The following is a 26,363-nucleotide window of genomic DNA, read 5'->3' as shown; positions in this document are numbered from 1 at the left end:
GCTGCGTCAGTGATGAAATCTAGGACATCGATGAAGCACCAACCGACATATTGATGGACGCGGCATCGGTACAGAACGCCCTCACTGATTTCGGGTTGTAGCAGACGATTCCTGTGATGCAACGCAGCGATGTCGGCAGAATAATTTCCCCTATATCCCGGCGCGTCAACTTAATTCTTTATGTTGAATACCGGTTAAAAATCACCTCAACAGGCGCAGTCATGAACAAATTTGATATGCCCCAATAAAGTTCGCCGTTCGATCTTTCTCGAGGTACGTGAGCAGGCACTGCAGCGGCGCAACTGATTATTGCGCATCGGACAACGTCATCGTGAGCCGCAGCGACACGTTAATCCACAATTTCGCCAACAATATGGCGCACGTCCCTCCAGTTCGGCATCGATAAGAAACAATAGCCAAAAAAATCGTGCCTCGCGAAAACGACTTTGCTACGATCGCACGATTGGGCAGTATGCCTGATGAGAGAGGGACCGATATATGGGAGGAGGCTGCCTCCCGGTCCGATAGAAGAACCAACAACGACAGGACGTCATCGCCTATGTCGCCGATTTCCCTTCAAGAGATCGCAAAGCAATTCTTTGCGCTGCAAAACAATCGGCTGTTCACGATCGACACGCCGCTGTCCGGTCGCTCAGCGCTCGTGCTGACCGAGTTCGTCTGCGAAGAGGGGTTGGGCGAACTGTTTGAAATGAAGTTCATGCTCGCGTCCCAAGACCCGAACATCGAGCTCAAGCAATTGATCGGCAAGCCGGTGACGGTCACCCTGCAGCTGACCGACGCGCTTGCTAGCACGGACGTGCGCTATTTCCACGGCTACGTCACCGATTTTATACACACAGGCACCGATGGCGGTCTGGCAACCTACGAGGCCGTCGCAAGGCCATGGCTCGCCTTCATGGATCGCCGTCAGGATATCCGGATTTTTCAGGAACAGACGGTCGGCGAGATCCTCAACGACGTGATGCATCGATACCGGAGATTCGGTGACGTCGTGTTTCGTTTGTCCGCGCCAACGGTTAATCGCAGCTACTGTACCCAGTACAAGGAGACTGATCTCGCTTTCGCGCTGCGCCTGATGCAGGAAGAAGGGCTGTTCTTCTATTTCGAACACAAGAAGGACGGCCATACGTTAATCATCACGGACTCGTCGATCAACGCCGGTCCGATTGCCGGGTACAGTCCGGTGCTGCGCTATTCGACCGACGAGATCCTAGAAAGCAACCAGGTCGTTACATCATTCGTATCGCGTCGCAAATTCACGTCGGGCAGCGTCGCGCTCAAGACCGGAGACTATAAAGCGCCTGGTGCGCGGCGCTACGTCGAACGCGACACGGCTGTCGACCAAGGTGAAGTCGACAACTACGAGCTCTACGACTATCTCGGCGCCCACGGTTTTCCCGATTCCGATCGAGGCGAACAACTCGCCCGATTCCGGGCCGAGGCGCTGGCTGCCCACAGCAAGATCTTCGTCGGCAAGAGTCACTACCGCAGGCTCGAGCTTGAGCGGTACTTCGAGCTCGACGCGCACTACGATCACGAGCAGGCGAAGCCCGAGGACCGGCAATTTCTATTGACGTCGATCCGGCACCACGGAACGAACAACTACCAGGCAAAGCCGGAGTCGCAAGTCCTACCCGCGCTGGGCAGCGCGATCTATACGGCCGAATTCCGCTGCATCCGCAAGAAGATTCCTTATCGGCCGCTGCTGACGAGTCCGCGACCCATGATCCATGGCGTGCAGACAGCAGTGGTGGTCGGGCCGAAAGGCGAGGAAATTTACACCGACAGGCTTGGTCGCGTGAAGATCCAGCTGCCTTGGGATCGGCTCGGGAAGCAGGATCAGGCGAGTTCGTGTTGGGTTCGCGTCGCGCAACCCTGGGCCAGTAGCGGATTCGGGATGATCCAGCTTCCTCGCATTGGGGACGAGGTCGTCGTGACCTTCACCGACGGCAACCCTGATCGCCCCCTAATTATTGCATCTGTCTACAACGCGGCGAACATGCCACCGTGGGCGCTGCCGGACAACGCGACCCAGAGCGGCATCCTGACACGCTCAACGACAGGCGGCGACAATGGAACGGCGAACGCACTGCGCTTCGAAGACCGAAAGGGACAAGAAGAAGTCTGGTTGCATGCGGAGAGAGATCAGCGCATCGAAGTCGAGAACGATGAATCGCACTCGGTCGGCAACGATCGCGAAAAATCGGTTGGGAACGACGAGAAGGCCAGCATTGGCCAGAACTGGACCTTATCGACTGGTGGCGTCAAGTTTGAGACCGTCGGTCTGGCCTCCGTGCAATCGGTCGGACTTGGCAAAATGCTCAACGTCGGTCTGGCCTACAATGTCAACGTCGGCGGCCTGTATCTACGCAATGTCGTACTGCAGATGGCCAGCACGGTCGGCATGGATCGGGTTGATCGCGTGGTACAAGACTGGACCGCGCACGTGGGGCATACCTATGAGGTAACAGTACGAGGCAAGGCCGTCGGCGATGCGGTCAAGAAAGACCAGGAGAGGCCGCTCGACATTTCCCCCAGCTTCAGCCCACAAATCCCCGATCCGGTGCAGAGTGCGAATAGCAATCAGATCCGAATCACCGACTCGGGCCAGGCAAGCCTCTCAGGCGCGAAGACAGCGCAACTGATCGGTCCGGGTGGCACGATCACGATCGACGCGGCCGGTATTCACCTAAAGGGCAAGGGCATCTATCTCGAGGGACCGGTCACGCAGAGCGGCGGCAGTGCAAAAGGTCTCGCGCCCGTCACGGAGGCCGATTGCGCGGAATGCGCTAAGAAGACCACCAGCGCGCATCCAGTGGACGTTGCAACTGGCCAGAAGTTGCTCACGCACGACGATTTCACATTGCCAGGAAGAGTGCCGATCCGCTGGAACCGGCGTTATCGCAGTGCCGATCAGCGAATCGGCAGTTTCGGCGTCGCATGGAAGCTTCAGTACGCGACCGAAGTACGTCGCGTGACGATCGCTGATATACCGAAGCTCGTCTATATCGACTTCGACGGCCGACAGCTGCAATTTCCGTTGCTCGATTCGGGTCAGGAACACTTTCATCCGATCGAGAAATACACGCTTCAGCGGCTTGACAGTATCGAGGGGCTCACGAGGTACGCGGTACGCTTTCCGAATGGCATCGTCGAGACGTATAGCCCGCATCCGAGCGAATCCGATCGTTGGCTGTTGGAGCGCTACGAGACCCGCGACAAGCAATCGCTGTCGTTTAGGTATACGCCGAGCGGCAACCTGCATCAGATCCAGAACAACTGCCATACGGTCTCGTGCCAGCATGACAATGAAGGCCGCATCATCGAGGTCCATCTGCTCGACGAGCATGGCACTTCGACGCAGAAACTTGCCGCGTATCGATACGATGATCACGGCGATCTCGTTCAGGCGATCGACAGTGGCAATCTAACCTGGACATACGCGTATCACACACACCTGCTGACGCGCTACCAGACGCCGGCCGGCGCAACGTTCGTCGCCGAGTGGGATGGCGAGACGCCACAGGCGCGCTGCATCAGAACCTACGCGTACACACTCGACGCCGACGGCCAGCCAGTCGTGACGCGCGAGGCACGCTTCTCGTACCAGCCGACCGCCCGGATGACGCAGGTGACGGATGCACTCGGGAACACGACGACATACCGCTACAACGGCCTATGGGCAGTCGACCAGATCGTTCATTCGGACGGCAGCGCGGACCAGACCGAGTTCGATGAGACGGGTAATGTCGCGGCGCGCATCGACGCGCTCGGCCGCAAGACGCAATCAATCAGCGACGCAACCGGGAATCCGATCGCGATCCGTGACGCCGCAGGTCAGCTGACGCGCATTGAATACAACGACCAGAACTTGCCTACGCGAATTACCGATCCCGCCGGGCATATCTGGCAGCGCGAATACGACACCGACGGCCATCTGGTCAAGGAGATCGATCCGCTCGGCAACACATCTATTACCACGTTTGAGAATGGCTTGGCTGTTGCGCACACCGACGCGCTCGGTAACGTGACGAAAACACAATTCAACGACGCCGGTCAGATGATCGCACGCACCGACTGCTCGGGCTTCACGACGCAGTACGGTTACGACGAGCGCGGGCGGCAAACCCACCAGACGAACGCACTCGGGCAGACGAGCAAATTTTACGGTAATGCTGCCGGACTGCCGACGGCGATCGCCCCGGCTGGGCTCGGCGTCTGGAAAACGACATACGATCGGGCAGGACAGGCGATTGCCTATACCGATCCGCTCGGGCGCACGACGCAGGTGACACGGGACGCCTACGGCCAGATCGTCCGGGTTGAAGCGCCGGATGGCACCACCACCAATTACGGTTACGACGCGCTCGGGCGAGTCGTGGCGCTGACCAACGCCAAGGGCGAGCGCTGCACGTTCGAGTATGACGCGCAGAGTCGCATGATTGCCCAAACGGGATTCGATGGCCGACGCCAGCAAGTCGAATACAACGCCGTTGGCGAACAGATCGCGCAAATCAATCACGGCAATGACGGCCAATTGCGCACGACGCTGCTGTACGACAATCTGGGACGGCCGATCGAGCGACGACTCGGGGATGGCACACACACCACATTTGGCTACGACGCTCGTGGCCTGCTGACGCAGATCCGCCACGAACCGAGAGACAGCGAACCATCGCAGATCACGTACGAATACGATGCTGCCGGACGGCGCACGGCCGAGGTTCAATCGCACCACGGGCGAGTTTGGCGACTACAGCACACGTTCGATGCAGCCAGCAACCGCAGCGGGATGCAGTTGCCCGGCGTCGGCTTGCTGACGTGGCAACGTTACGGCAGTGGTCATATTCACGGGCTACTGCTCGACGGCGAACCGCTGGCGAGTTTCGAACGCGATGCATTGCATCGGACGATTCATGCAGTTCAAGGCCCTATCGCGCAGTTGTTCGTGTACAACGAAGCCGGATTCCTTCAAACGCAGCGCTTGCAGGATCTTGATGAGCGCGGGCAGCCACGTGCAGAACCGCGTCCGTGGCGCGCATGGGATTACGACATGGCCGGGCAGATCACGCGGTTGGCCGACACGTGGCGAGGCGAGCGTCATTTCGAATACGATCCGCTCGCGCGGTTGACCGGTGTGAACCGGCGGGGCGGCGAAGCCGTCCCGCACCCATCGGGTGAAATATATCGGTACGATCCAGCCGGCAACCTGCTCTCGCGGCTGGACCACGGATCGGAACGCGATAGCACAGCTACGTCGATGGCCGATGCGGCTGCCGTCCCGGAGGCACCTGGTGATCGACTGAAGAGATTCATCACAGTCGCCGGAATGACACGCTCCCAATTTGATTTCAGCTACGATGGGCACGGCAACCGTACAGGGCGCGTAGAGCGTCCGATACAGGACGTTCCCGAGTCGGATCACAATCCGGGGCTGCTCGACCGGTTACTTGCCCGCAGGGAGGCCGTCCCCCCCGTAACCACGCCTGAATCCGTGGAAACGCGCTACCGCTACGACAACGGGCATCAATTGAGCAGTATCGAACAGGCCGACGGCAGCCGCACCGAATACCAGTACGACGCGCTCGGCCGACGGATCGCAAAGGTTCACACACCCGCCGGCGCAGCACCGTCTACGACGCTGTTCGTCTGGGACGGCGACTGGATGCTGCAGGAGGTCCGTACAGGTCGGACACCTCGTAACGATGAGTCCGTGACCTATGTTGCTCATCCAGACCATGCCGGGCCTGTGGCTCGGCTCGAGCGCGGCAAAAGGTACTTCTACATTACCGACCACCTTGGCGCTCCGCAAGAACTCTACGACGAGATGCGCCGCGTCGTGTGGGCGGCAGACTTCGACGGCTACGGACAGACGAAGTCGATGATCGCCGACGAAATCGACAACCCGATTCGGTTTCCGGGGCAATTCAGGGACAGAGAGTCCGGGCTGTACTACAACCGGCATCGATACTACGATCCAGCTATAGGTCGATACATCAATCAAGATCCGATCGGACTGCGTGCAGGGCTAAATTTCTACGCCTATGCGGACGGCATTCCGACACACAAGATCGATCCCGATGGCCTCGGCACAATAGCAATGGGGGCCGGTATCGGAAGCGTCGTTCCGGGACCGGGAACACTGATCGGCGCAGGAATCGGTGCGCTGGTCATGATCGGAGCGGGCATTTGGTACATGACGAGGTCCACGGACAGTACGCAAGAAAAGGTCAAAGAAAAAGATGATTGCCCGAATAAATGCAACCCGTGCAAAACCGTTTCGGGGAAAATCATCGCGGTTGGCACATTTGCGTACAGGCCGCTTGATGTGATACCTGATAATGAAATGCAACATGGCGTATACGGGTCGCATCACAATATATTTCAGGCCAATCAGTCGCCATATCCGAAATGCATTTGCTTCTGGGCGAAGCAAAAATATGTGCTTAAGCCGGAGCAGTTGACGTCAAGCATGGTGCCGATTGAGCCATTTCTCAACTCGCCTTGATAGGGAGGAGGCGCATCGTGAAATACGTTTCATCTGGGCTAGAGATCCACATTGGCGATCATGTTATCGTCGAGGGGGACGTTGCTGGCCTTGTCGTCTGTGATTTCGACAAGCGCCAATGTGTAGATGGGTATGACGACTGGCTTATCGATGAAGAGTTGGTCGGAGGCGGAAAATTGTCTGAAGGTATTCTTGTGGAAACAAAGGAGCTTGGATTTCTTTACTACTCCAGCGACGATGATGACATAGTGAAGGACCCGAAATTTACTGATTCGGAATGATATTTTCTAAAAATATCTCGATAACAGCCGAGTAGTAATTGACAAAGAATGAAGTATTGAGTTGACAAAATGCAACCCATCATTCGTAAGGGCGACTTGACGGATCACGGTGGTATCGTGCTGGATGGCTTCGGAGGCATGGATCTCAGTGGTCAGCCAGCGGCTGGCGTTGGCCATATGGTCAGTTGCCCGAAATGTAAAGGTATATTCCCGATCATTCAGGGATCGAGCCAGTATTCGATTGAAGGTCGCGCTGTCGCCCTGCATGGCATGAAGACCGCCTGTGGTGCATCACTGATCGCTAGTCAGCAGCAGTTTCTCGCGGATAAGTAAAATGCCCGCCTTTTTGGTTCATCAACAGTAGAAAGAGGACACCGCACGCTAGTTTCCCGCACCTTTCATAACTGAGATCGCTGTAGCTTGACAAGCAGGTACTTATGCTTGTCATGACAAAGCTATTCTTCTTACGGTTACACGCAAAGATCAACAACCTAACCGCACAACCGAGAGCTATCTCATTTTCCTCTTAGCAAATTTCTTGTTTCCGGGAGCAAAACGGATACGAAATCATCGTATCTACGATCGTAGTCTTCATCCTCGTCGAGGTATCCCATAAATCGCTCGACTGTGGCAGCCTGCCGATCGGTTGTCGGGGGTTGGTATGTCTTCCAAGCCAAGAGAAACAATCGTCGCAACGGATGATTTCCGCCTCGCCCTCGGTTTAGCGCAGCCGCCAACACGTCATATGACGAGGGCAACCCACTGGACACTGGGCGCTGGTATTTGAACGATAGCAACACTGGAAGTACGCCCTTGGGACTCCAGAAATCCCAAGCCAATCCCGGAGCAAACTCATCTCGCCAGAAGCGGTATCGCGTCAAACGATAGGCTGCGCCAAACACGCTGTCACGCAGGTGCTCCGGAACGCCAGCATCGTAATATTGCACGGCGATATTCAAGAATTCATCGAGTGCGTCGCTCCAAGAGGCATCCACGCTCCAAGCAATCTTCGGTGCTTGAGCTTGCTTGATGCGATCCCACGCCCCTGTTGCTCGCAGGGCCGCTTCGACATTTACTTGATCGGATTGACAAAAATGCCCGCCGCGCACCCGTTCAATACCGTATTCAGACATCAGCGTTATGGTAGGGTCGGGCTAAAGCGCGACCGAGACGCCGCAGTCGCAAGCCGAAACCTTATCGCCTTCGAGATAGCGCCATCGACCGCACGCACATCTATCGTTGGGGCGGTCGATAAAATCGCGCATGTCCTACAAGGCCGACAAGCGCTGGATCTGACTGAAGCGGCCTACGACGCGTGCGCCAGACTTATGTTCGACGCTGAAAAGACATCGCGTAACGCTCTGGTGAATGCGGCCGGATGGCTCATACAATCGCTGCTTCACGCCCGTCGACAGCCGGTCTCGATGTTGATCGCGGCCTTGTTTCCCGTGGTCTATCAGGAATTTGCGAAGGCCGACGATGTGCCAGACTTCTTAAAGTTTGTCCCGTTTTTTCGATTGGGATCGCTGCAAAACAGCACGCCGGGAGCTCGTCAACGCATTTATGTCGTCGTCGTGGAAGGCCGGCGATCTGGCGCTAGTTGCATGTCGAACTCACGATATCGCCAAGATTCTCAAGCGGGTAGCCGCTTCATACGGTGGTGAGGAATACCTTACGCGGATTGAAAGCGATCTGGACCGCCTGAACGAGGATGATCGGCGGCAAATCAAGCGCACGATTGACGAAATCAGGTCAGAGAGATCCTATAAGTTTGACTGGTGAATGGCTGAGTCTCGATGGCTGCCTACCGGACAACAAACCGCCGAGCGTTCATGCGGTGAGTCACGCGCCCCGATCGACACGCAAATGCACTCACAACTGCCGGCAACGATAAGGGACAAAGCTGTCAGCTGACGCAGCCTTTGAGAATATTCATCTGGTGTGCTGGCTCGAGTAAGCAAGAACGTGAGCGACCAAACAAAAAGCCGGCACGAGGCCGGCTTTTTGCCAAGGAAGCATAACGTTGCACTTTGTCAGGGAAGCATATCTTTGCACTTGGGGCAAAAATATGCTTCCTGTCTCATGCGATCAAGCCCTTCGAAGTCCGTTGGTGGAGCGGAGGAGGATCGAACTCCCGACCTTCGCATTGCGAACGCGACGCTCTCCCAGCTGAGCTACCGCCCCAACAGTCGATCATCATACACACGCATTTCCGCGCTTGGCAATAGGGGTTACGTCACCCCGACGCGTTACTTCGACGGTGCTCCAGCCAACACCCATTCGACCACCGACCGGACGTCTGCGTCGCTCATGCGCGGATGCGCCGGCATCGGAATCGCGCCCCAGACACCCGAGCCGCCGTCCTTCACCTTCTTCGACAGCTTGGCCACGGCCTGCGGATCGGACTTGTAGCGCGCGGCGATATCCTTGAACGACGGGCCGACGAGCTTGCGGTCCACCGCGTGGCAGCCCATGCACGCGTTGCTGCGGGCCACCTTCAGGCCGTCGCCGACGTCCGCATGCGCGACGCCCAGCGTGCCGGCCGCGAGCGCCGCAGCCGCGGCGCCCTGCACCATCCATCGTTTCATCTGCTTCATCCGCATGCCCGTCATTGCGCCTTCGCCTTCGGATTGCCCGGATGCACGCTCGACGAATTCGAGATCGGCGCGGGCGGCTGCAGCGGCGCGGACTGCACCGATGCGTCGGGCACCGCGCCGACCGTCGCGCTGTCCGCCGGTGCGGCAGCCGCCTGCGCGCCGGATGCGCCGCTCGCCGGCGACGCGTCCTGCAGCGCCTGCGCGTCCTGCGGCTTCACGTACTGGAACACCTTCACGACCTTCTCGACGCCCGGCACCTGGCTCGCGGCTTCCGCACCGCGATTGCCTTCATCCACCGTCACGAGGCCCATCAGGTAAAGATTGCCGCGTTCGGCGACGACCTTGTAGTAGTTCGCCGAGATGCCTTTCGTCGCGATCAGCTCCGACTTCACGCGCCCTTCGAGGTACGAGTCGTTCGCGCGCGACGACAGCGACGACGCCGGCTCGACCGACAGCTCGTTGACGATGCCGTTCACGTTGTTGATGCCGCGCACGATTTCCTCGGCGCGCTGCTTCGACGCATCGTTCGGCACTTCGCCCGTCAGCAGCACGCGACGGTTGAACACCGTCACGTTCACGTGCGACTGGTCCGGCAGCCCGTTGTTGATCTGCGTGAGCGACTTGACCTGGATCTCGCGATCCTCCGTCTGCGCGCCGAGCGTACGGCGATCGGTCGCGATCAGCGCGCCGCCGCCCGCCGCAGCGCCCACGACTCCGAGCACACAACCCTGCAGCGACACGGCGAGGCCCGCCGTCAGCGCGGCGAGCAGCGTGGTTCTGACGAGCGTCTGTTTGACGCGGCTTTGATTCATCGACGGCTCTCCTTCGTTCAATCCTCACCCAGCAGCATCGCGTCGATGCCGTCGCACAGGCAGTGGATGGTCAGCAGATGGACTTCGTGGATGCGCGCCGCGCGAACGGCGGGCACGCTGATCGGAATATCGGTGTCGGACAGCGCGGCCACGACCGTGTGGTCGTTGCCGCCCGTCAATGCGACGACGGTCATCTCGCGCTCGTGCGCCTCGTCGATCGCCGCGAGCACGCGCGGCGATGCGCCGCCCGCGTCGAGCACCAGCAGGATGTCGCCCGTCTGGCCCAGCACGCGCACCTGCTGCGCGAACAACTGCTCGACGGCCGCGGCGCCCGCGAGGCCGGCCTGCGACGCGTCGGTGGCCAGCGCGATCGCGGGCAGCCCGGGACGCTCGCGCTCGAAACCGCCGACGAGCGACGCGGCGAGGTATTGCGCGGCGGCGGCCGACGGGCCGTCGCCGCATGCGACGATCTTGTTGCCGTTCGCCAGTGCGGCGAACATCGCATCGACCGCGGCTGCGATCGGCAGCGACAGCGTGTCGGCCGCTTCGGCATGAAGCGCGGCGCTGTCGCGGAATTGTTGCTGAATACGTTCGACTGACATCGATTCCTGGTGAACTGGGCGCGCGGCACAACTCGCGCGACATCGTGGGTGCGGCGAGTTTACCGTACTCCGGCGCCCTCTCCGGGGGTCCGGCAAGAACTCTTTACATCTCGTCACAGCTCGCGGCTACGCGTCGTCGGTACGAAATGCGTCGCGCAACCACGCGAGCCGCCCGGCCTCGAACGCAACGACGTCGAAACGGCATGCGGCGCCGGCGCCGTGCCGCGACCAGAACTGCAACGCGGCCGCGACCAGACGCCGCCGCTTGCGCCAGCCGACGCTCGCGGCCGCACCGCCATGCCGGGTGCTGCGCCGCGCACGCACTTCGACGAACACGAGCATGCCGTCGGGCTCGCGCATCACGAGATCGAGCTCGCCGCCGCGCATCGTCACGTTCGCGGCGACGAACCCGAGACCGCGGCGCTCGAGAAACTGCCGCGCGCGCTGCTCGAACGCCGCGCCGACCGGTTTGGATCGCGCCGCGCCGGAAAAGTTGTCGCCCGAATGCGGCCGACCGCGCGCGCCATCCGGCCGGGCCGGCGCCGCGTGGCACAATGCCGTCCTTGTTCCGCTCGTGCCGCGATTGCGTGCCTTGCCTGCCATGACTGCCCTCCTCGAACTCGCGCCTACGCAGCACTACCCGGACGCCGCGCTCTACGTGGTCGCCACGCCGATCGGCAATACGGCCGACATCACGCTGCGCGCGCTGCACGTGCTCGGCCTCGCCGACCGCATCGCTGCCGAAGACACCCGCAACACGGGCCAACTGCTCGCCCGCTACGGGATCTCGAAACCGCTCGTCGCCGTGCACGAGCACAACGAACGCGAAGCCGCGCAGCGCGTGATCGAACTGCTGCGTGGCGGCGAACGCGTGGCCTACGTGTCGGACGCCGGCACGCCCGGCATTTCGGACCCCGGCGCGCGACTCGTCGACGCCGTGCGTGCCGCCGGCTTCACGGTGGTTCCGCTGCCGGGCCCGAGCGCGGCCGTGACCGCGCTGAGCGTGGCCGGCGACTGGGCCGGCGCATTCACGTTCGCGGGCTTCCTGCCGCCGAAGGCGAAACAGCGCGCGACCGCACTGCAGGCGCTGGCGTCGCACCCGTACGCGCTGGTGTTCTACGAAGCGCCGCACCGGATCGCCGAGACCGTCGCCGCGCTCGCCGACGCGTTCGGCCCCGCGCGCCGGCTGCTGATCGCGCGCGAGCTCACCAAGCTACACGAGCAGTTGTTCCAGGGCACCCTGGCCGAAGGACAGAGCTGGCTCGCGGGCGATGCGAACCGGCAGCGCGGCGAGTTCGTGCTGGTCGTCGAAGGCGCGCCGGCGGCAAGCGGCGAAGCCGACGACACCGCGCACGACGCGCTGCTCAGGCTGCTGCTGGAAGAAGTGCCGGTGAAGAGCGCGGCCAAGCTCGCGGCCGCGCTCACGGGTGCATCGCGCAACACGCTGTATGCGCGTGCGCTCGCGCTGAAGGAAGGCTGACGCGCGACGCCGGCGCGCGGAAACGACAAAGGGCTGCCGGAAGGCAGCCCTTTGTGCATGAGCGGACGATCCGCCGCGTTACTTCGCCGAGATCGACGCGAACATTTCGTCGCGCGCCTCGCGCGCTTCCTGCGGCGACAGCCCTTCGATCTTCACGCGGCCCGTGCCGGCGTGCACGAGGCCGATCACCTTGGCCGCCGCATACGACAGGTCGAGCACGCGGCCGCGCTTGAACGGCCCGCGATCGTTGACCTTCACGACGACCCACTTGCCGGTCGATGCGTTCGTCACCTTGATGTACGACGACAGCGGCAGCGTGCGGTGCGCGGCGGTGAACGCGTTCATGTTGAAGCGCTCGCCGTTCGCGGTGCGGCGGCCGTGGAAATCCCGCCCGTACCACGATGCGCGGCCGGTCTGGCGGAAATCGGACACGTCCTTGCCGTCGATCGGCTCGGCGTCCGCCAGCGACGACTTCTTCGCGTCCTTGCTGTCGGCAGCCGGCATCGACGCCAGCGCGGAATCGAAATTGAGCGGCTGCTTGTCGTCGTCCGCCTTCGCGGCAGCGGCCGTCCTGTCGACCGCCTTCTTCTGGCTCACGCTGCCGGTGGTCTGGCTGGATGGCACCGCACAGCCCGTCAGCGCAAAAAATAATGCAATGGTTCCGAATCGGCTCGGAAAACGTAAATTCATCGACGTGTCGCCTTCTGGTTCGGGCCGCATCGATACAACGCTGCTTCACAACGCAGAGATGCGGCCCGGACGGCAAATGCGTGCACGCCCCGCTCGAGTGCGAGCAGGCGGCTAGCATGGGCGCGGCGTTCGTCTAGGCCGCAACCGTCCTGATTAGCTTTCACGTCTGGCGCAACCTGTCCCCAACAGCCTGACCAGACCCCACATGCCGCCATCGAACATGGCTTCACGTTCGCGCGCGTCGATACGACCAACGCACAGGAACGGCGGCACAGGCCTCATCCGGCGGCGCGGCAGCTGGGCCGCAAGCGGGCGCGCAGCACCCGGCCGGACAAGACGTGAGCACCGAATGCTCGGTGCTGGATACACCGCCGGATTCCCCCGGCGGCCGATGCTTGACGGTGAATCGGATGCCTTATTTAACAGGGCCGAAACACCAGCGAATTGCGTGAAATTCACGCGCAATGGGGCGCATTATACATAAATCAAAACCTTGTCTCGAAAAGCGCCCCCGGCGGACCATTGATTCTCGCTATGGCTGTAACAATCGACATGCTCCGGGAATGCCCTCATCCACGCCGCGGCATGCATCGCACGCACGGCAGGCGGCGCGCGCGACCGGTACAATCGCTCCTTTTAGCCGCCGGTGCCTCCATGAAAGTCACGCTCATTCCGGTCACGCCATTCCAGCAGAACTGCTCGCTGCTCGTCTGCGAGAAGACGGGCCGCGCCGCCGTCGTCGATCCGGGCGGCGATCTCGACCGGATCGAACAGGAAGTCGCGCGGCAGAACGTGCAGGTCGAGAAGGTGCTGCTCACGCACGGGCACATCGATCACTGTGCGGGCGCGAAGACGCTCGCGACGCGCTACGGCGTGCCGATCGAGGGGCCCCAGGAAGACGAACGCTTCTGGATCGAGAAGCTGCCGATGCAGAGCGAACGCTTCGGCTTTCCGGCCGCCGACAGCTTCGAGCCCGACCGGTGGCTGAACGACGGCGACACCGTGCAGTTCGGCGACGAGACGCTCGAGGTCTATCACTGCCCGGGTCACACGCCCGGCCACGTCGTGTTCTTCAGCCGCGCGCATCGCGTCGCGATCGTCGGCGACGTGCTGTTCGCGGGCTCGATCGGCCGGACCGATTTCCCGCGCGGCAATCACGAGGATCTCGTCCGTTCGATCAAGGAAAAGCTGTGGCCGCTCGGCGACGACGTCACGTTCGTGCCCGGTCATGGCCCGGTGTCGACGTTCGGTGACGAGCGCCGCACGAACCCGTTCGTGTCCGACAAGGTATTCGGATGAATCAGACCGCCATCCCGGAAATTTACGTCAGCACCGACGTCGAAGCCGACGGCCCGATTCCCGGCCCGCACTCGATGCTGAGCTTCGCGTCGGCCGCCTATACCGAGGACAAGCAACTGATCGCGACGTTCTCGGCAAACCTCGAGACCCTGCCCGGCGCGCACGCGCATCCTGTGCAGGAAGCTTGGTGGAAAACCGAACCCGAAGCGTGGGCCGCATGCCGGCGCGACCTGCAGACGCCCGAGACGGCGCTGGTCGCCTACGTCGAATGGGTCGAGGCGCTGCCCGGCAAGCCGGTGTTCGTCGCGATGCCGGCCGGCTTCGACTTCACGTTCATGTTCTGGTACATGATGCGTTTCGCGGGGCGCTGCCCGTTCTCGTGGTCGGCGCTCGACATCAAGACGCTCGCGTTCGCGATGACGGGCCTGCCGTACCGCAAGGCGATCAAGCCGCGCTTTCCGAAGCACTGGTTCGACGATCATCCGCACACGCATGTCGCGCTCGACGACGCGATCGAGCAAGGCGCGCTGTTCTGCAACATGCTCGCCGACCTGCGCCGTCAGCAGGCCGCGCTCGCGGGCCTGGCCGTGTCGGATACCGATCGGTCGGATAGCGCGGGGGCGGGACAAAATCCCACGGATCCGCGAGCAAATTAGCGAATCTCGCTCAACAGCGCGTCGCCAGATTGCCTTTCCTTTCCCGGCCCTCTAACATTCAGCGTGTTGTAGCTGCCGCATGGAGGCGCAGGTGACGCTCGATTCCTTTTCGCAAAAAATCCTTCGCCTGTTGCAACTCGACGCGCGCCGTTCCGTTCAGGAAATCTCCGACCAGGTCGGGCTGTCGAGCACACCGTGCTGGCGCCGCATCAAGGACATGGAACAGTCGGGCGTGATCCAGCGCTACACGGCGCTGCTCGATCGCGAGAAGCTCGGCCTGCACGTCTGCGCGCTCGCGCACGTGCACCTGACGCGCCACAACGAAGGCGGCGTCGAGCAGTTCGAGCGCGAGATCGCGACCTGCCCGGAAGTCACCGAGTGCTACAGCACGACCGGCGAAGCCGATTACATCCTCAAGATCGTCGCGCCGGACATCAAAGCCTACGACGTGTTCCTGCACGAACGCATCTTCAAGATTCCGGCCGTGTCGCAGGTGCGCACGAGCGTCGTGCTGCGCGAAATCAAGTTCGACACGCAACTGCCGCTGTAACGCGCAGCCCCACCCCTGCGGCCGGCCGCGTTCGCGGCTGCCGGCTGCCGGTCACGTCTGCACGGGCAGCGTGCGCGTGAAGCCGATCCGGCGCGCACCGAACTCGCGCTTCAGCGTCTCGACGTCGAGCCGACCGGCCAGCGTCGCATCGGCGTCTCGCGGGTCGCTGTCGAGCGTCACGTCGACCTCGAGCCCCGTACTCAGGTAATGCAGATTGATCGCCGCCGCGTGCAACCCGCGCTGCGCGAGCGCGGCCTCGAGCCGGGCCGCGAGCTCGCCGCGCGGCGGCAGCGCGAGCGCCGGACGGCGCGCCGCGTCGTTCTCGGGGTCGACATGGATCAGCGCATCGAGCACGCGCGGGTCGGACAGCACGCGCGCCCGCGCGGTCTCGGCGATGTAATGCCCTTCGGAGACGGAGATCTTCGGATCGACGAGGATGTGCGCATCGACGAGCGCGGCATCGCCCATCTTGCGCGTGCGCAGGTCGTGCACGTCGCGCACGCCGGGCGTCGCGGCGAGCAGCGCGCGGATCTCGGCCGTGTCGGCCGTATCGAGCGCGCGGTCGGAGAGGTCCTGCAACGCGTCATAGCCGAACGTCCAGCCCATGCGCGCGACCATGAAGCCGACGATCGCCGCCGCGATCGGGTCGAGCAGCCGTACACCGGCCAGGCTGCCGACGATGCCGATCGCGACGACGAGCGACGACGCGGCATCCGAACGCGCATGCCACGCGTTGGCGACGAGCATCGCCGAGCGCACGCGCCGCGCTTCGCGCAGCATGTAGCGGAACAACGCTTCCTTCGACACGAGCACCGTCAGCGCAACGATCAGCGCGGAAAAATGCACGGCCGGAATGTTTTCGAGATTAACGAGACGGTCGCCGGCGCGCCAGAGCATGCCGATACCGACGGCAATCAGGATCGCGCCGAGAAACAGCGACGCGACCGTCTCGTAGCGGCTATGGCCGTAATTGTGGTCGGCATCCGGCGATGCGCCGCTATGCCGATTCGCAACCAGCACGACAAAATCCGAGATCAAATCGGAAATCGAATGCACACCGTCGGCAATCAATGCCTGCGAATGCGCAATCACGCCAACGACGATCTGAAATGTCGCAAGCACGACATTCAGCACAATACTGACGAGCGTGCTCTTGCGCGCAACTGCGTGCTTATCCGCGCTCTGCGCGTCGCCGGAAAACGTGGACATGAAATATGAGATCTCGGTGTGCGAGTCGTAATTCTATCAAAGGCGCCCCGCGAGCCCTTCCAATACCCACAAATTTCTCATTTAAATCAATCGCTTATACGAACGTGTCGCATTTTCATTCACGCGACACACGCTTACATTTTCATGACGGCGCAGAGGACCCTGCCGGTGCCCGGAAAACAAAAAAGCCGCGCTCCTCGACGGACACGCGGCTCTCTTGAAGAGCAGGCAACTTAAACGAACGTTTAAATCGCAAACTGATCGCGGTTCTTGCCGGCGATCCAGCGCGGCGGCTTGCCACGACCCGACCACGTCGCGCCCGTTTCCGGGTCACGGTATTTCGCCGCCACGCCTGCGCGCGGACGACCGACCTTGCCGGCCTTTGCGCGGCTGAGACCGAGTTCGGCGAGCGAAAAGCCGTAGTCGGCAATTTTCTGCTTCACGTCATTCAGCACTTCAGCGTATTCACGCGACTTCGCTTCTTCGATTTGCTTCTCCAGCTTCTCCCGCTGGGCCAGCAGGTCCTTGTAAGAAGACATAGTTTCCCTTTCTATCTATCTGACCAATGGCGCCGGTCTGCAGCCGGCTCACCATTCATGAAATATATGTGCCTCGGATTTTCGAAGGCAGAGATTAGCACAAAAAAGATTTGATAGAAGCGAGATTCATGAAAATCCCGAGGCCAATTGGTATTCGCACATGTCATTTTGACCGGCCGCGGCCTTTTCTCAAATTTTTACGCTCCTGCATAGAGATTAGGACATTAGCGATCGACTATTCGGTCTATCAACATACGCAATTACCCTGCATTCAAGAAAATCAAAGCTTTCATCGGACGACAGTTTTGCAAAAACCACATGACGCAGTTTGCTAAACGGACAAATCCCTGACCCGTGACGTCACGTCACATCCTTTGCGCAGGCGATCAATCGCTCGTGCAGCGCACCGGCATCGGCCGAAGGCGACTCGAACGGCGTGCGCACGCGGCGCCCGTCGCATCGCCAGTCCGCGCCGTGGCGATCGACGCCGAGCAGGTCGAGCCCGTCGCGGTGTGCGTCGCTCGTCTCGTAGGCACGCCACAGCGCCTGTTCGTCGTCGAATGCGAGCGGCGGCAGCGCATCGAGATGCGTGCCGTCGACCCAACCCATCCGCCCGAACCCGCCGATATAGCGCAGCCGCTCGATCTCGAGCGCCCAGAACGCGAAATCGCCGAGCGCGAGATAGCGCGCGGCGTCCGGTTCGTAGCGCAGGTAACGCGCGGTGACGTGCGGATCGTCGCCGAGCGGCACGAACCGGCCCAGCAGCGTCGCGCGCTCGGCATTCAGGACCTCGCCGCCGCTCGCATCGACGACGAGGAAACCCGCACGCGGATCGGCGGCGAGATTGCGCGTATGCTCGGCCAGGCCGCTCACCAGGATCACGGGCCGATGGCTTGCATCGGGCGCAAACGGCACGACCGTCGGATACGGGAAGCCCTGCGGTTCGCGCGCATGGGTGGCGAGCGTGCCGAGCGCGCAGCGGTGCAGCAGATGCAAGGCGAAGGCGGGATCGATGTTCAAGCGGAACTCCTGCGGTCGAAAGGCGGCGCGGCGGGCATCGCTTCGATGTTACCCGCGCTCGCCGCACGTTGCGCATCGGCCGAACGGCCGATGCGACGCCGAGCCGCCGCCTCGGGATGGCCCGATCGCCCGAGCATCGACCGAACGGCCGTCGCCCGGCAAGAACGTAAGCGGTTCGATAGAATCGGACAAATCCGACGGGCGCCGTGTGCGCCCGCGCATTTTCCTGGCGAGCCTCCCCGTGTCCGAATCCTCCTCCCCCGAATCGTCGTCCCCGTTCGCCGCGCCGCCCGACGCGCATCGCGTGCTGCCGCTGCCGGCCCGCCAGCGTGCGCGCACGGCGTCGATGGCGCTGTTCTTCGTCGCCGGCATGATGTACGCGTCGTGGGGCGTGCACGTGCCGACCGTGCGCGACAAGTTCGCGCTGAGCCCCGGGCTGCTGTCGATCGCGCTGTTCGCGGTCGCCGGCGGGTCGATCGCCGCGATGCTGACCATCGCGCGCTGGATCGCGCGCGTCGGCTCGCGCACCGCGTGCCTCGCCGGCGGGCTCGTGATGTCCGCGTGTGCGGCGCTGATCCTCGTCGTGCCCGACTACTGGATGCTGCTCCCGGTGCTCGCGCTGTTCGGCTTCTCGATGGCGACGCTCGACGTCGCGATGAACGCCGAGGCCAGCGCGGTCGAAATCGCACTCGGCAAGCCGATCATGTCGTCGCTGCACGGGATGTTCAGCATCGGCGGGATGGCCGGCGCGGCGGCCGGCGGCGCGCTGCTGTCGGCCGGCATGGCGCCGGTCGCGCATCTCGCGCTCGCGGCGGCGGCGTGCGCCGCGGTGCTCGTGGCCGCGAGCCCGGCCGTGCTGCCGCACGTGCCGCATCACGAACAGGCACACGGCGGCGGCAACCGCTGGCGCTCGCCCGCGTTGTGGATGCTCGGCGGCATCGCGTTGATCGCGCTGGTCGCCGAAGGGGCGATGTACGACTGGGCGACGGTCTACATGCGCGACGTCGTCGCGGCGAGCCCCGCGCTCGCGAGCGCCGCGTACGCGGCGTTCTCGGGCGGGATGGCCATCGCGCGCTTCGCGGGCGACGCCGTGCGCGCCCGCTTCGGCGCGCCGCAGCTCGTGTTCGCGAGTGCGTCGCTCGCGTGCGCGGGGATGATCGGCGCGCTGCTGCTGCCGAACCCGGTCGCGGTGCTGACGGGTTTCACGCTGATGGGCCTCGGGCTGGCCAACATGATGCCCGTGCTGTTCGCGGCCGCCGCGCGCGTGAAAGGCATCCATGCGGCCGAAGGGCTCGCGCACGTGGCCGGGCTCGCGTATTTCGGTCTGCTGTTCGGTCCGGTCGTGATCGGCGCGGTCGCGCAGGCCGCGAACCTGACGATCGGCCTGTCGGTCGTCGCACTATGCGCGGCGCTCGTCGCGCTCGTCGCACCAAGGGTGCTCGCGCACCTGAAAATCTGACGGCGCGGCGGCACACGCCGGCCCAAAAAGAAAGCGCGCATGCGTGACCGCATGCGCGCTTTCACCCCTGCTGTTGACCGCTGGTCGCGTTACATCTTCACTTCGTCGAGCAGCGACTTCTTGCCGCTCTTGTAGTTGTACAGCGAGATCACGCCGTGCTGCAGGTCGCCCTTCGAATCGAAGGTCGTCGTGCCGATCACGCCCGTGTATTTCGTCGCCGGCATCGCCGCGAGGATCTTAGCCGGGTCAACCGAGTTCGCGCGCTTCATCGCGTCGGCGATGATGTACACGGCGTCATACGTGAACGGCGCGTAGATCTGGATCGGCTGGCCGAAGCGCTTCTCGTACTTCGCCTTGAACGCGCTGCCGCCGGGCATCTTCTCGAGCGAAGCACCGGCTTCCGAGCACACGACGTTGTCGGTCGCGTCGCCGGCCAGGTCGGCCAGCTTCTCCGTGCACACGCCGTCGCCCGCGAAGATCTTCGCGCGCAGGCCGAGCTGCTTCGCCTGCTTCGCGAACGGGCCGCCGGTAGCGTCCATGCCGCCGTACATGATCGCGTCCGGGTTCTCGCCCTTGATCTTGGTCAGAATCGCGCGGAAGTCGACCGCCTTGTCGTTCGTCGCGTCATGCGACATCACCTTCAGGCCGAGCGCCTTCGCCTTCTTCTCGAACTCGTTCGCGAGACCCTGGCCGTACGCGGTCGAATCGTCGACCACCGCCACGCTCTTGATGCCCTTCGAGTGCGCGTAGTTCGCCAGTGCCGGGCCCTGCTGCGCATCGGTCGCCACCACGCGGTACGTGGTCTTGAAACCTTGCTGCGTGTACACCGGGTTGGTCGCCGACGGCGAAATCTGCACGATGCCCGCATCGCTGTAGATCTTCGAGGCCGGGATCGACGTGCCCGAGTTCAGGTGGCCGACCACCGCGACGACCTTGTCGTCGACGAGCTTCTGCGCAACCTGCGTCGCCTGCCGCGGGTCGGCGGCGTCATCCTGCGGGTCGAGTTGCAGCGTGATCTTCTGGCCGCCGATCGTGAGACCCTTCGCGTTGATCTCCTCGACTGCGAGACGTGCGCCGTTTTCGTTGTCCTTGCCCAGGTGTGCAATGCCGCCCGTCAACGGCGCGACGTGGCCGATCTTGACGACTTGATCGGCGCACGCGTTGCTTGCAGCTGCAGCACACAGCATCGCCGCTGCGGTGATCGGCAACAGCTTTTGCATCTTGATATTCATGTAAGTCTCCAGTTCGGTCCCAAAAAACGCCATCGCCCGGTGCCCCGCTGCCATCCCCGTGTTTGCAATCACTGGACGATTCGCCGGTTGCATCGTTCATGCACTTGGCCTCAAGCACGTGAAAACCGCCGCTTTTAGCGGCCGCCCGCCCGTACTTGCGCGCAAGTGTAGGTGATCAAATTAATTTGTGGGACTTTTTTGGGGTAGTGGTAACACTACCGATATGTGCGCTTTGGAAGGAGGACTCGAATAGCGCTGCAAGCCCCGACGGATAAGGGTTTCCGCTAATTCGCGACATACTTTCGAAAGGTCGTTTCGACCCATTCGCGAGGGCATTTCGATTCGGTATTTTGTGCTCGCGATCGTTGAATGAAACGCGCGTGACACCACGCGCGTTTCGTCGTCCGGTATCGATCGTTCTGGCGGATGAAGCAGCGTTCAGGCGGCCGCCGCACGCCATTCCGCGTCGAGCGCGGCGACCAGTTGCGACGTCGTCAGCGCATCGCCGCGCCGCCGCGCGAGCGGCGCGCCCTGCCCGGCCCACAGCGACAGGTAGTCGCCGTCGTTCGCGCGCGCGGCGGCCTGGCGCAGCGGCTGGGTCAGCGCGTTCTGGATCGGATACGGTGCGGCGTCCGCGACGTGCTCGCCGAGCCGCGCCATCAACGCGTTGCGCAGCCCGCGTGCATGACGGCCGGTGATCGCGCGCGTGACCTGCGTCGACGTATCGGCGCTCGCGAGCAGCCGCGCCTTCCAGTCCGCCGCGATCGCGCTTTCCGCGCAGGTGAGGAACGCGGTGCCGAGTTGCGCGCCCTGCGCGCCGAGCGCGAGCACGGCCGCGATGCCGCGGCCGTCCATGATCCCGCCCGCGGCGAGCACGGGCAGGCCCGTCGCGTCGACGAGCTGCGGCACGAGCGCGAGCGTGCCGATCAGCGCATCGTCGGCGGAACCGATGAAGGTGCCGCGATGGCCGCCCGCCTCGGCGCCTTGCGCGGAGATCGCGTCGGCGCCGGCCGCCTGCCACGCGAGCCCTTCGGCCACGTGCGTCGCGGTGCCGATCACATACGTGCCGGCGGCTTTCAGGCGTGCGACGTCGGCCGCGTCGAGCACGCCGAACGCGAAGCTCGCGACCGGCACGCGCAGCGCAACGAGCGCATCGAGCTGCGCGCGGAAATCCGGCGCGTAGCGCGCAGGCGCCGTGCCCGGCGGCAAGCCGAGCGTTGCGTTCAGCGGATCGATTGCGGCCAGCGCGCGCGCGACGGTCGCCGCGTCGGGCGCGGCTTCATCGGGCAGCACGAACAGGTTGATCGCGAACGGGCGATCGGTCGCCGCGCGGATCGCGGCGACTTCGGCTTCGATACGTTCGGGCGCGAGCGCGCCGGCGCCGAGGCTGCCGAGCGCACCGGCATTCGACGCGGCCGCGACCATCGCGGTCGTGGTCGCGCCGACCATCGGCGCCTGCACGAGCGGCAGGCGCAGGCCGAAGCGTTCGGAAAAGGGCGTGGAAAACGAGCGGGCAGACATGGCGAATCCTTGGATGACGATGCGCGAAAGCGCTTTGTAAAGGCCGACAACATCGACTCTATCGAAGCGGCGCGGCGCCGAAAAATGAATAATCGAGATCGAAACGATCGCTGCGCGAGAAGCGGCCGCGCGCTGCAGCACCGGACGATCGGTGGCACACTAGGCCGCCCTCTACTTGTTCCCCGGGGCGCCTCGCGCACCCCCGTACGCCAGGAGTTCAAAACGTGACTGCCCAATGGATCGACATCCCGACCGGTAACGACAGCTTCGGCGGCTATCTTGCACTGCCCAAGCGCGGCAAGGGCCCTGCCGTCATCATCATCCAGGAAATCTTCGGCGTGAACGCGCACATCCGTTCGGTCGCCGACCAGTACGCGGCCGACGGCTTCGTCGCGCTCGCGCCGGACGTGTTCTGGCGCACGCAGCCGCGCGTCGAGCTGACCTACGACGGCGCGGATCGCGACAAGGGCATCGAGCTGATGAAGAAGACCGACGTGGGTCTCGCGGTCGCGGACATCGGCGCGGCGGCCGACGCGTTGCGCGCGCGCCCCGAAGTAGGCGGCAAGCTCGCCGCGATCGGCTACTGCTTCGGCGGCCAGCTCGCGTACCGCGCGGCGGCGACCGGCAAGCTCGACGCGGCGGTGTCCTATTACGGCGGCGGCATCCACAACGCGCTCGATCTCGCCGGCCAGGTCAAGCAGCCGATCCTGTTCCACTACGCGGAAAACGACCACGGCATTCCGCTCACCGCCGTCGACCAGGTGAAGGCCGCGTTCGCCGGCCACGGCGATGCGTCGTTCCACGTGTACCCGGGCGCCGAGCACGGCTTCAACTGCTCGGACCGCGCATCGTACGACCAGCGCGCGGCGGCGCTCGCGCACGGCCGCACGTTGACCTTCCTCGCCGAGCACCTTTAAAAAAGGCACGACCGCGGGCCCGCCACGCCGGGCCCGCGTTATGCTCGCACCATCGCCACGCGTGACAACGGGGGTGACGCGATGCACTCGGACTATCTCGCGCATGATGCAATCGGCCTCGCCGCGCTCGTGCGCGAGCGCCGCGCAAGCCCGCGCGAACTGCTCGACGCCGCGATCGGCCAGGCCGAAGCGGTCAACGGCGCGATCAACGCGATCGTGCTGCAGGACTACGAAGCCGCGCGCCAGCGTGCGGCGGCAGCGCCCGCGCCGGGCGCCGACGCGCCGTTCGCGGGCGTACCGTATCTCGTCAAGGATCTCGGCGCGGCGGTCGCCGGGCTGCCGCTGTCGATGGGCAGCCGGCACTACCGTTACTTCGTGCCGGCCGACGATTCGCCGGTGATCGCGCGCAGCCGCGCGGCGGGCCTCAACGTATTCGGCAAAACCAACACGTCCGAGATCGGCCAGATGCCGTACACGGAACCGGAACTGTTCGGTGCGTGCCGCAACCCGTGGAACCTCGATCACACACCCGGCGGTTCGAGCGGCGGCGCGGCGGCGGCCGTTGCGGCCGGCATCGTGCCGCTCGCGCATGCGTCCGACGGCGGCGGCTCGATCCGCATTCCGGCGTCGTGCTGCGGGCTGTTCGGCCTGAAGCCGAGCCGCAACCCGGTGCTCGTCGACCTGCCGTCGAACGGCGAACTCGTCGTCCAGCACGCGGTGTCGCGCAGCGTGCGCGACAGTGCGCTGCTGCTCGACGTGACGACCGGCCAGACACTGCCGCCCGGCGCGCCCGGCACCTTCCTCGGCGCGCTCGATACGCCGCCCGGCCCGCTGCGGATCGGCCTCGTCGTCGATCCGATGCTCGCGCCGGCGCTCGCAGACGACACGCGCGCGGCGCTCGACGATGCGGCCGCGCTGCTCGAATCGCTCGGTCATCACGTCGAGCCGGCGACGCTGCAACTCGACTACGCGCGCGCGGCCGAAACCTTCCTGACGCTGTGGGCGACGATCGCCGAGGAAATGGTGCTCGGCGCGCGCGAACTGACCGGCCGCACGCCGCGGCGCGGCGAATTCGAGGCCGCGACCTGGGCGATGGCCGTGGTCGGCCGCCGCCTCGCGCGCACGCGGCTGCCCGACGTGCTCGAATGGCAGCGCCAGCTCACCGTGCAGGTCGCCGGCCTCGTGTCGCGCTACGACGCGATCCTGTGCGCGTCGCTCGCCGGGCCGCCGGTGAAGATCGGCGAATTGCAGCCGACGCCGTTCGAATCCGCGCAGATGAAGCTTCTCGCCGCGCTGCCGGTGAAACCGCTGCTGAAGGAAATGCTCGCGAAGTCGTCGGAGAAGGCGTTCGCGTGGGCCGGCTGCACCGAGCTGTTCAACCTGACCGGCCAGCCGGCGATGTCGGTGCCGCTGTACTGGAATGCGCGCGGACTGCCGATCGGCGTGCAGTTCGCCGCGCGCCACGCCGACGACGCGTTGCTGCTCCGGCTCGCGCGGCAGCTCGAACAGGCGCGGCCGTGGTTCGACCGCCGCCCGCCGCTGATGCAGGCACAACGCTGACGCGCGCACGTTTGCGCCACGCGTCCCGCGTCGCCCGTCACGATAAAAAAAGCCCCGCCGGCACGAACCGGCGGGGCCGTTGCGCATGCAACCGCGTGACGGCGCTTACACCGCGAGCCGTTCGCAGATCGTCCGCGTCGCGGCCGCTGCGTTCAGCGTGTAGAAGTGCAGCCCCGGCACGCCCGCGTCGATCAGGCGCTGGCACAGGCTCGTGACGACGTCCGCGCCGAACGCACGGATCGACTCGCGATCGTCGCCGAAGCTCTCGAGCCGGCGCGCGACCCAGCGCGGCACTTCGGCGCCGCACATCTCGGAGAAGCGCATCAGCTGCGAGAAGTTCGTGATCGGCATGATGCCCGGCACGATCGGCACGTCCACGCCCAGCTTGCGCGCATCGTCGACGAAGCGGAAATACGCATCCGCGTTGAAGAAATACTGCGTGATCGCGGAATTCGCGCCGGCTTTCACCTTGCGCGCGAAGTTCTCGAGATCGGCCTTCGGCGACCGCGATTGCGGGTGGTACTCCGGGTAGCCCGCGACCTCGATGTGGAACCAGTCGCCATGCTCGGCGCGGATGAAGCTGACGAGTTCGGACGCATAGCGCAGCTCGCCGACCGCGCCCATCCCCGACGGCAGGTCGCCGCGCAGCGCGACGATGTGCCGGATGCCGTGCGAGCGGTACTGGTCGAGAATCGCGCGCAGGCTGTCGCGCGACGAGCCGATGCACGACAGGTGCGGCGCGGCCTCGAGGCCGTCCTTCTGCATGTCGAGCACGGTATCGAGCGTGCCCTGCTGCGTCGATCCGCCGGCGCCGAACGTCACGGAGACGAATTTCGGCTTCAGCGGCAGCAACTGCGCGCGCGTGGCGCGCAGCTTCTCGACGCCGTCCGCCGTCTTCGGCGGGAAGAATTCAAACGAGAGTTCGATCGGTTTCATGATTCGATGGGGTTGGGCCCATGCCCGCCCGCCCTCAGCCGATGTCGCGCTGGCCGAAGATCAGGGCGGACAGCAGCCACGACACGATGCTGTACAGGATCGAACCGAAGAACGCGGACCAGAACCCCGACACCTCGAAGCCCTTCAGCAGCGACGACGCGAACCAGAAGCACAGCGCGTTCACGACGAGGATGAACACCCCGAGCGTGACGATCGTGACGGGCAGCGTCAGCAGGATCAGCACCGGCCGGATCACCGTGTTGATCAGCCCGAGCACGACCGCGATGATCAGCGCGGTGCCGAAGCTCTTGATGTGGATCGACGGCACGAGGTACGTGATGATCAGCAACGCGAGCGCGTTGATGACCCAGGTGAGGATGACGCTCATGGAGTGCTCCGGTTCGGTTGTCGATCGGTACGATCGGTGAGCGCCGCCGCGCCGTGCGCCCCGCGGCGGGTACGCACGGCACGGCG

23 protein-coding genes and 1 tRNA gene are annotated in these 26,363 nt (G+C 63.7%); 10 read left to right on the top strand and 14 right to left on the bottom strand.

From position 1 onward, the window contains the following. Positions 1-559: 559 nt before the first annotated feature. The 3 genes from tssI (at position 560) to WT24_RS00965 (ending at position 7,143) form a co-directional block, all read left to right on the top strand. A complete protein-coding gene (gene tssI, locus WT24_RS00970) occupies positions 560-6,529 on the top strand; it encodes a type VI secretion system tip protein TssI/VgrG (RefSeq protein WP_060030504.1) in 5,970 nt (1,989 codons plus the stop codon). Between the two features lie 17 nt (positions 6,530-6,546). Then, positions 6,547-6,810, top strand: a complete 264-nt coding sequence (locus WT24_RS34060; protein WP_144026308.1) for a hypothetical protein — start codon at positions 6,547-6,549, stop codon at positions 6,808-6,810. A 69-nt stretch (positions 6,811-6,879) separates the two neighbouring features. After that, entirely contained in the window at positions 6,880-7,143 is a 264-nt protein-coding gene (locus tag WT24_RS00965; RefSeq protein ID WP_060030499.1) for a PAAR domain-containing protein, read from the top strand. Positions 7,144-7,325: 182 nt separating this feature from the next. Here the strand turns inward: WT24_RS00965 and WT24_RS34055 are convergent, their stop codons facing one another. From WT24_RS34055 to WT24_RS00940, 6 genes are all read right to left on the bottom strand, one after another. Continuing rightward, complete coding sequence (locus WT24_RS34055; RefSeq protein WP_156441713.1) at positions 7,326-7,943, bottom strand: hypothetical protein; 618 nt, start codon at positions 7,941-7,943, stop codon at positions 7,326-7,328. A gap of 975 nt (positions 7,944-8,918) precedes the next feature. Beyond that, positions 8,919-8,994: transfer RNA gene (locus WT24_RS00960), tRNA-Ala, on the bottom strand. Between the two features lie 65 nt (positions 8,995-9,059). Next, a complete protein-coding gene (locus WT24_RS00955) occupies positions 9,060-9,422 on the bottom strand; it encodes a c-type cytochrome (protein WP_059790379.1) in 363 nt (120 codons plus the stop codon). After that, the gene (locus WT24_RS00950) at positions 9,419-10,219 is read right to left on the bottom strand and encodes a BON domain-containing protein (protein WP_059503406.1); all 801 of its coding nucleotides are present in this window, start codon (positions 10,217-10,219) and stop codon (positions 9,419-9,421) included. Before WT24_RS00950 ends, WT24_RS00955 begins: the two co-directional genes overlap by 4 nt. A 17-nt stretch (positions 10,220-10,236) precedes the next feature. Beyond that, positions 10,237-10,821 (bottom strand): SIS domain-containing protein, encoded by a 585-nt coding sequence (locus WT24_RS00945; protein WP_059503326.1) that lies wholly within the window; start codon positions 10,819-10,821, stop codon positions 10,237-10,239. 126 nt (positions 10,822-10,947) lie between these two features. Next, a complete protein-coding gene (locus WT24_RS00940; RefSeq protein ID WP_179949298.1) occupies positions 10,948-11,376 on the bottom strand; it encodes a YraN family protein in 429 nt (142 codons plus the stop codon). Between the two features lie 46 nt (positions 11,377-11,422). Here WT24_RS00940 and rsmI point away from each other — a divergent pair, with 46 nt between their 5' ends. Then, on the top strand, positions 11,423-12,301 hold the full coding sequence (rsmI, locus tag WT24_RS00935; protein WP_059790376.1) for a 16S rRNA (cytidine(1402)-2'-O)-methyltransferase: 879 nt from the start codon (positions 11,423-11,425) through the stop codon (positions 12,299-12,301). A 78-nt stretch (positions 12,302-12,379) separates the two neighbouring features. Here the strand turns inward: rsmI and WT24_RS00930 are convergent, their stop codons facing one another. Then, complete coding sequence (locus WT24_RS00930; protein ID WP_059503320.1) at positions 12,380-12,991, bottom strand: septal ring lytic transglycosylase RlpA family protein; 612 nt, start codon at positions 12,989-12,991, stop codon at positions 12,380-12,382. Positions 12,992-13,645: 654 nt separating this feature from the next. Between WT24_RS00930 and WT24_RS00925 the strand changes: the two genes are divergently transcribed. The 3 genes from WT24_RS00925 (at position 13,646) to WT24_RS00915 (ending at position 15,496) form a co-directional block, all read left to right on the top strand. Further along, positions 13,646-14,290, top strand: a complete 645-nt coding sequence (locus WT24_RS00925) for an MBL fold metallo-hydrolase (protein ID WP_059503319.1) — start codon at positions 13,646-13,648, stop codon at positions 14,288-14,290. Next, complete coding sequence (locus WT24_RS00920) at positions 14,287-14,946, top strand: hypothetical protein (RefSeq protein WP_059503317.1); 660 nt, start codon at positions 14,287-14,289, stop codon at positions 14,944-14,946. The genes WT24_RS00925 and WT24_RS00920 overlap by 4 nt, the downstream gene beginning before the upstream one ends. A 79-nt stretch (positions 14,947-15,025) precedes the next feature. Continuing rightward, positions 15,026-15,496, top strand: coding sequence for an Lrp/AsnC family transcriptional regulator (locus tag WT24_RS00915; RefSeq protein ID WP_006477376.1), 471 nt, complete (start codon positions 15,026-15,028; stop codon positions 15,494-15,496). 51 nt (positions 15,497-15,547) lie between these two features. Here WT24_RS00915 and WT24_RS00910 read toward each other — a convergent pair whose 3' ends face one another. The 3 genes from WT24_RS00910 to WT24_RS00900 form a co-directional block, all read right to left on the bottom strand. After that, positions 15,548-16,705 (bottom strand): cation diffusion facilitator family transporter, encoded by a 1,158-nt coding sequence (locus WT24_RS00910; RefSeq protein ID WP_059503316.1) that lies wholly within the window; start codon positions 16,703-16,705, stop codon positions 15,548-15,550. A gap of 245 nt (positions 16,706-16,950) precedes the next feature. Beyond that, entirely contained in the window at positions 16,951-17,244 is a 294-nt protein-coding gene (locus WT24_RS00905) for an H-NS family nucleoid-associated regulatory protein (protein WP_034209561.1), read from the bottom strand. Between the two features lie 360 nt (positions 17,245-17,604). Beyond that, positions 17,605-18,264 (bottom strand): HugZ family protein, encoded by a 660-nt coding sequence (locus WT24_RS00900; protein ID WP_059790372.1) that lies wholly within the window; start codon positions 18,262-18,264, stop codon positions 17,605-17,607. Positions 18,265-18,505: 241 nt separating this feature from the next. Between WT24_RS00900 and WT24_RS00895 the strand changes: the two genes are divergently transcribed. Further along, entirely contained in the window at positions 18,506-19,723 is a 1,218-nt protein-coding gene (locus WT24_RS00895) for an MFS transporter (RefSeq protein ID WP_059503404.1), read from the top strand. 89 nt (positions 19,724-19,812) lie between these two features. On the opposite strand, the gene WT24_RS00890 is transcribed toward WT24_RS00895, so the two are convergent. Together WT24_RS00890 and WT24_RS00885 are read right to left on the bottom strand one after the other, a co-directional pair. Continuing rightward, a complete protein-coding gene (locus tag WT24_RS00890) occupies positions 19,813-20,955 on the bottom strand; it encodes a branched-chain amino acid ABC transporter substrate-binding protein (protein ID WP_059503402.1) in 1,143 nt (380 codons plus the stop codon). Between the two features lie 438 nt (positions 20,956-21,393). After that, on the bottom strand, positions 21,394-22,476 hold the full coding sequence (locus WT24_RS00885; protein WP_060030496.1) for a nitronate monooxygenase family protein: 1,083 nt from the start codon (positions 22,474-22,476) through the stop codon (positions 21,394-21,396). A 224-nt stretch (positions 22,477-22,700) separates the two neighbouring features. Here WT24_RS00885 and WT24_RS00880 point away from each other — a divergent pair, with 224 nt between their 5' ends. Together WT24_RS00880 and WT24_RS00875 are read left to right on the top strand one after the other, a co-directional pair. After that, positions 22,701-23,393, top strand: coding sequence for a dienelactone hydrolase family protein (locus tag WT24_RS00880; protein ID WP_060030493.1), 693 nt, complete (start codon positions 22,701-22,703; stop codon positions 23,391-23,393). 81 nt (positions 23,394-23,474) lie between these two features. Continuing rightward, positions 23,475-24,953, top strand: a complete 1,479-nt coding sequence (locus tag WT24_RS00875; RefSeq protein WP_059790365.1) for an amidase — start codon at positions 23,475-23,477, stop codon at positions 24,951-24,953. Positions 24,954-25,058: 105 nt separating this feature from the next. Here WT24_RS00875 and metF read toward each other — a convergent pair whose 3' ends face one another. Together metF and WT24_RS00865 are read right to left on the bottom strand one after the other, a co-directional pair. Continuing rightward, a complete protein-coding gene (gene metF / locus WT24_RS00870) occupies positions 25,059-25,889 on the bottom strand; it encodes a methylenetetrahydrofolate reductase [NAD(P)H] (RefSeq protein WP_059790362.1) in 831 nt (276 codons plus the stop codon). 34 nt (positions 25,890-25,923) lie between these two features. Beyond that, positions 25,924-26,277 (bottom strand): phage holin family protein, encoded by a 354-nt coding sequence (locus WT24_RS00865; protein WP_006477367.1) that lies wholly within the window; start codon positions 26,275-26,277, stop codon positions 25,924-25,926. Positions 26,278-26,363 lie beyond the last annotated feature (86 nt).

The organism is Burkholderia sp. MSMB1078WGS (genome assembly GCF_001528895.1).
Classification (GTDB): Bacteria; Pseudomonadota; Gammaproteobacteria; order Burkholderiales; family Burkholderiaceae; genus Burkholderia.
This window is presented reverse-complemented; position numbering and strand designations above follow the sequence as displayed.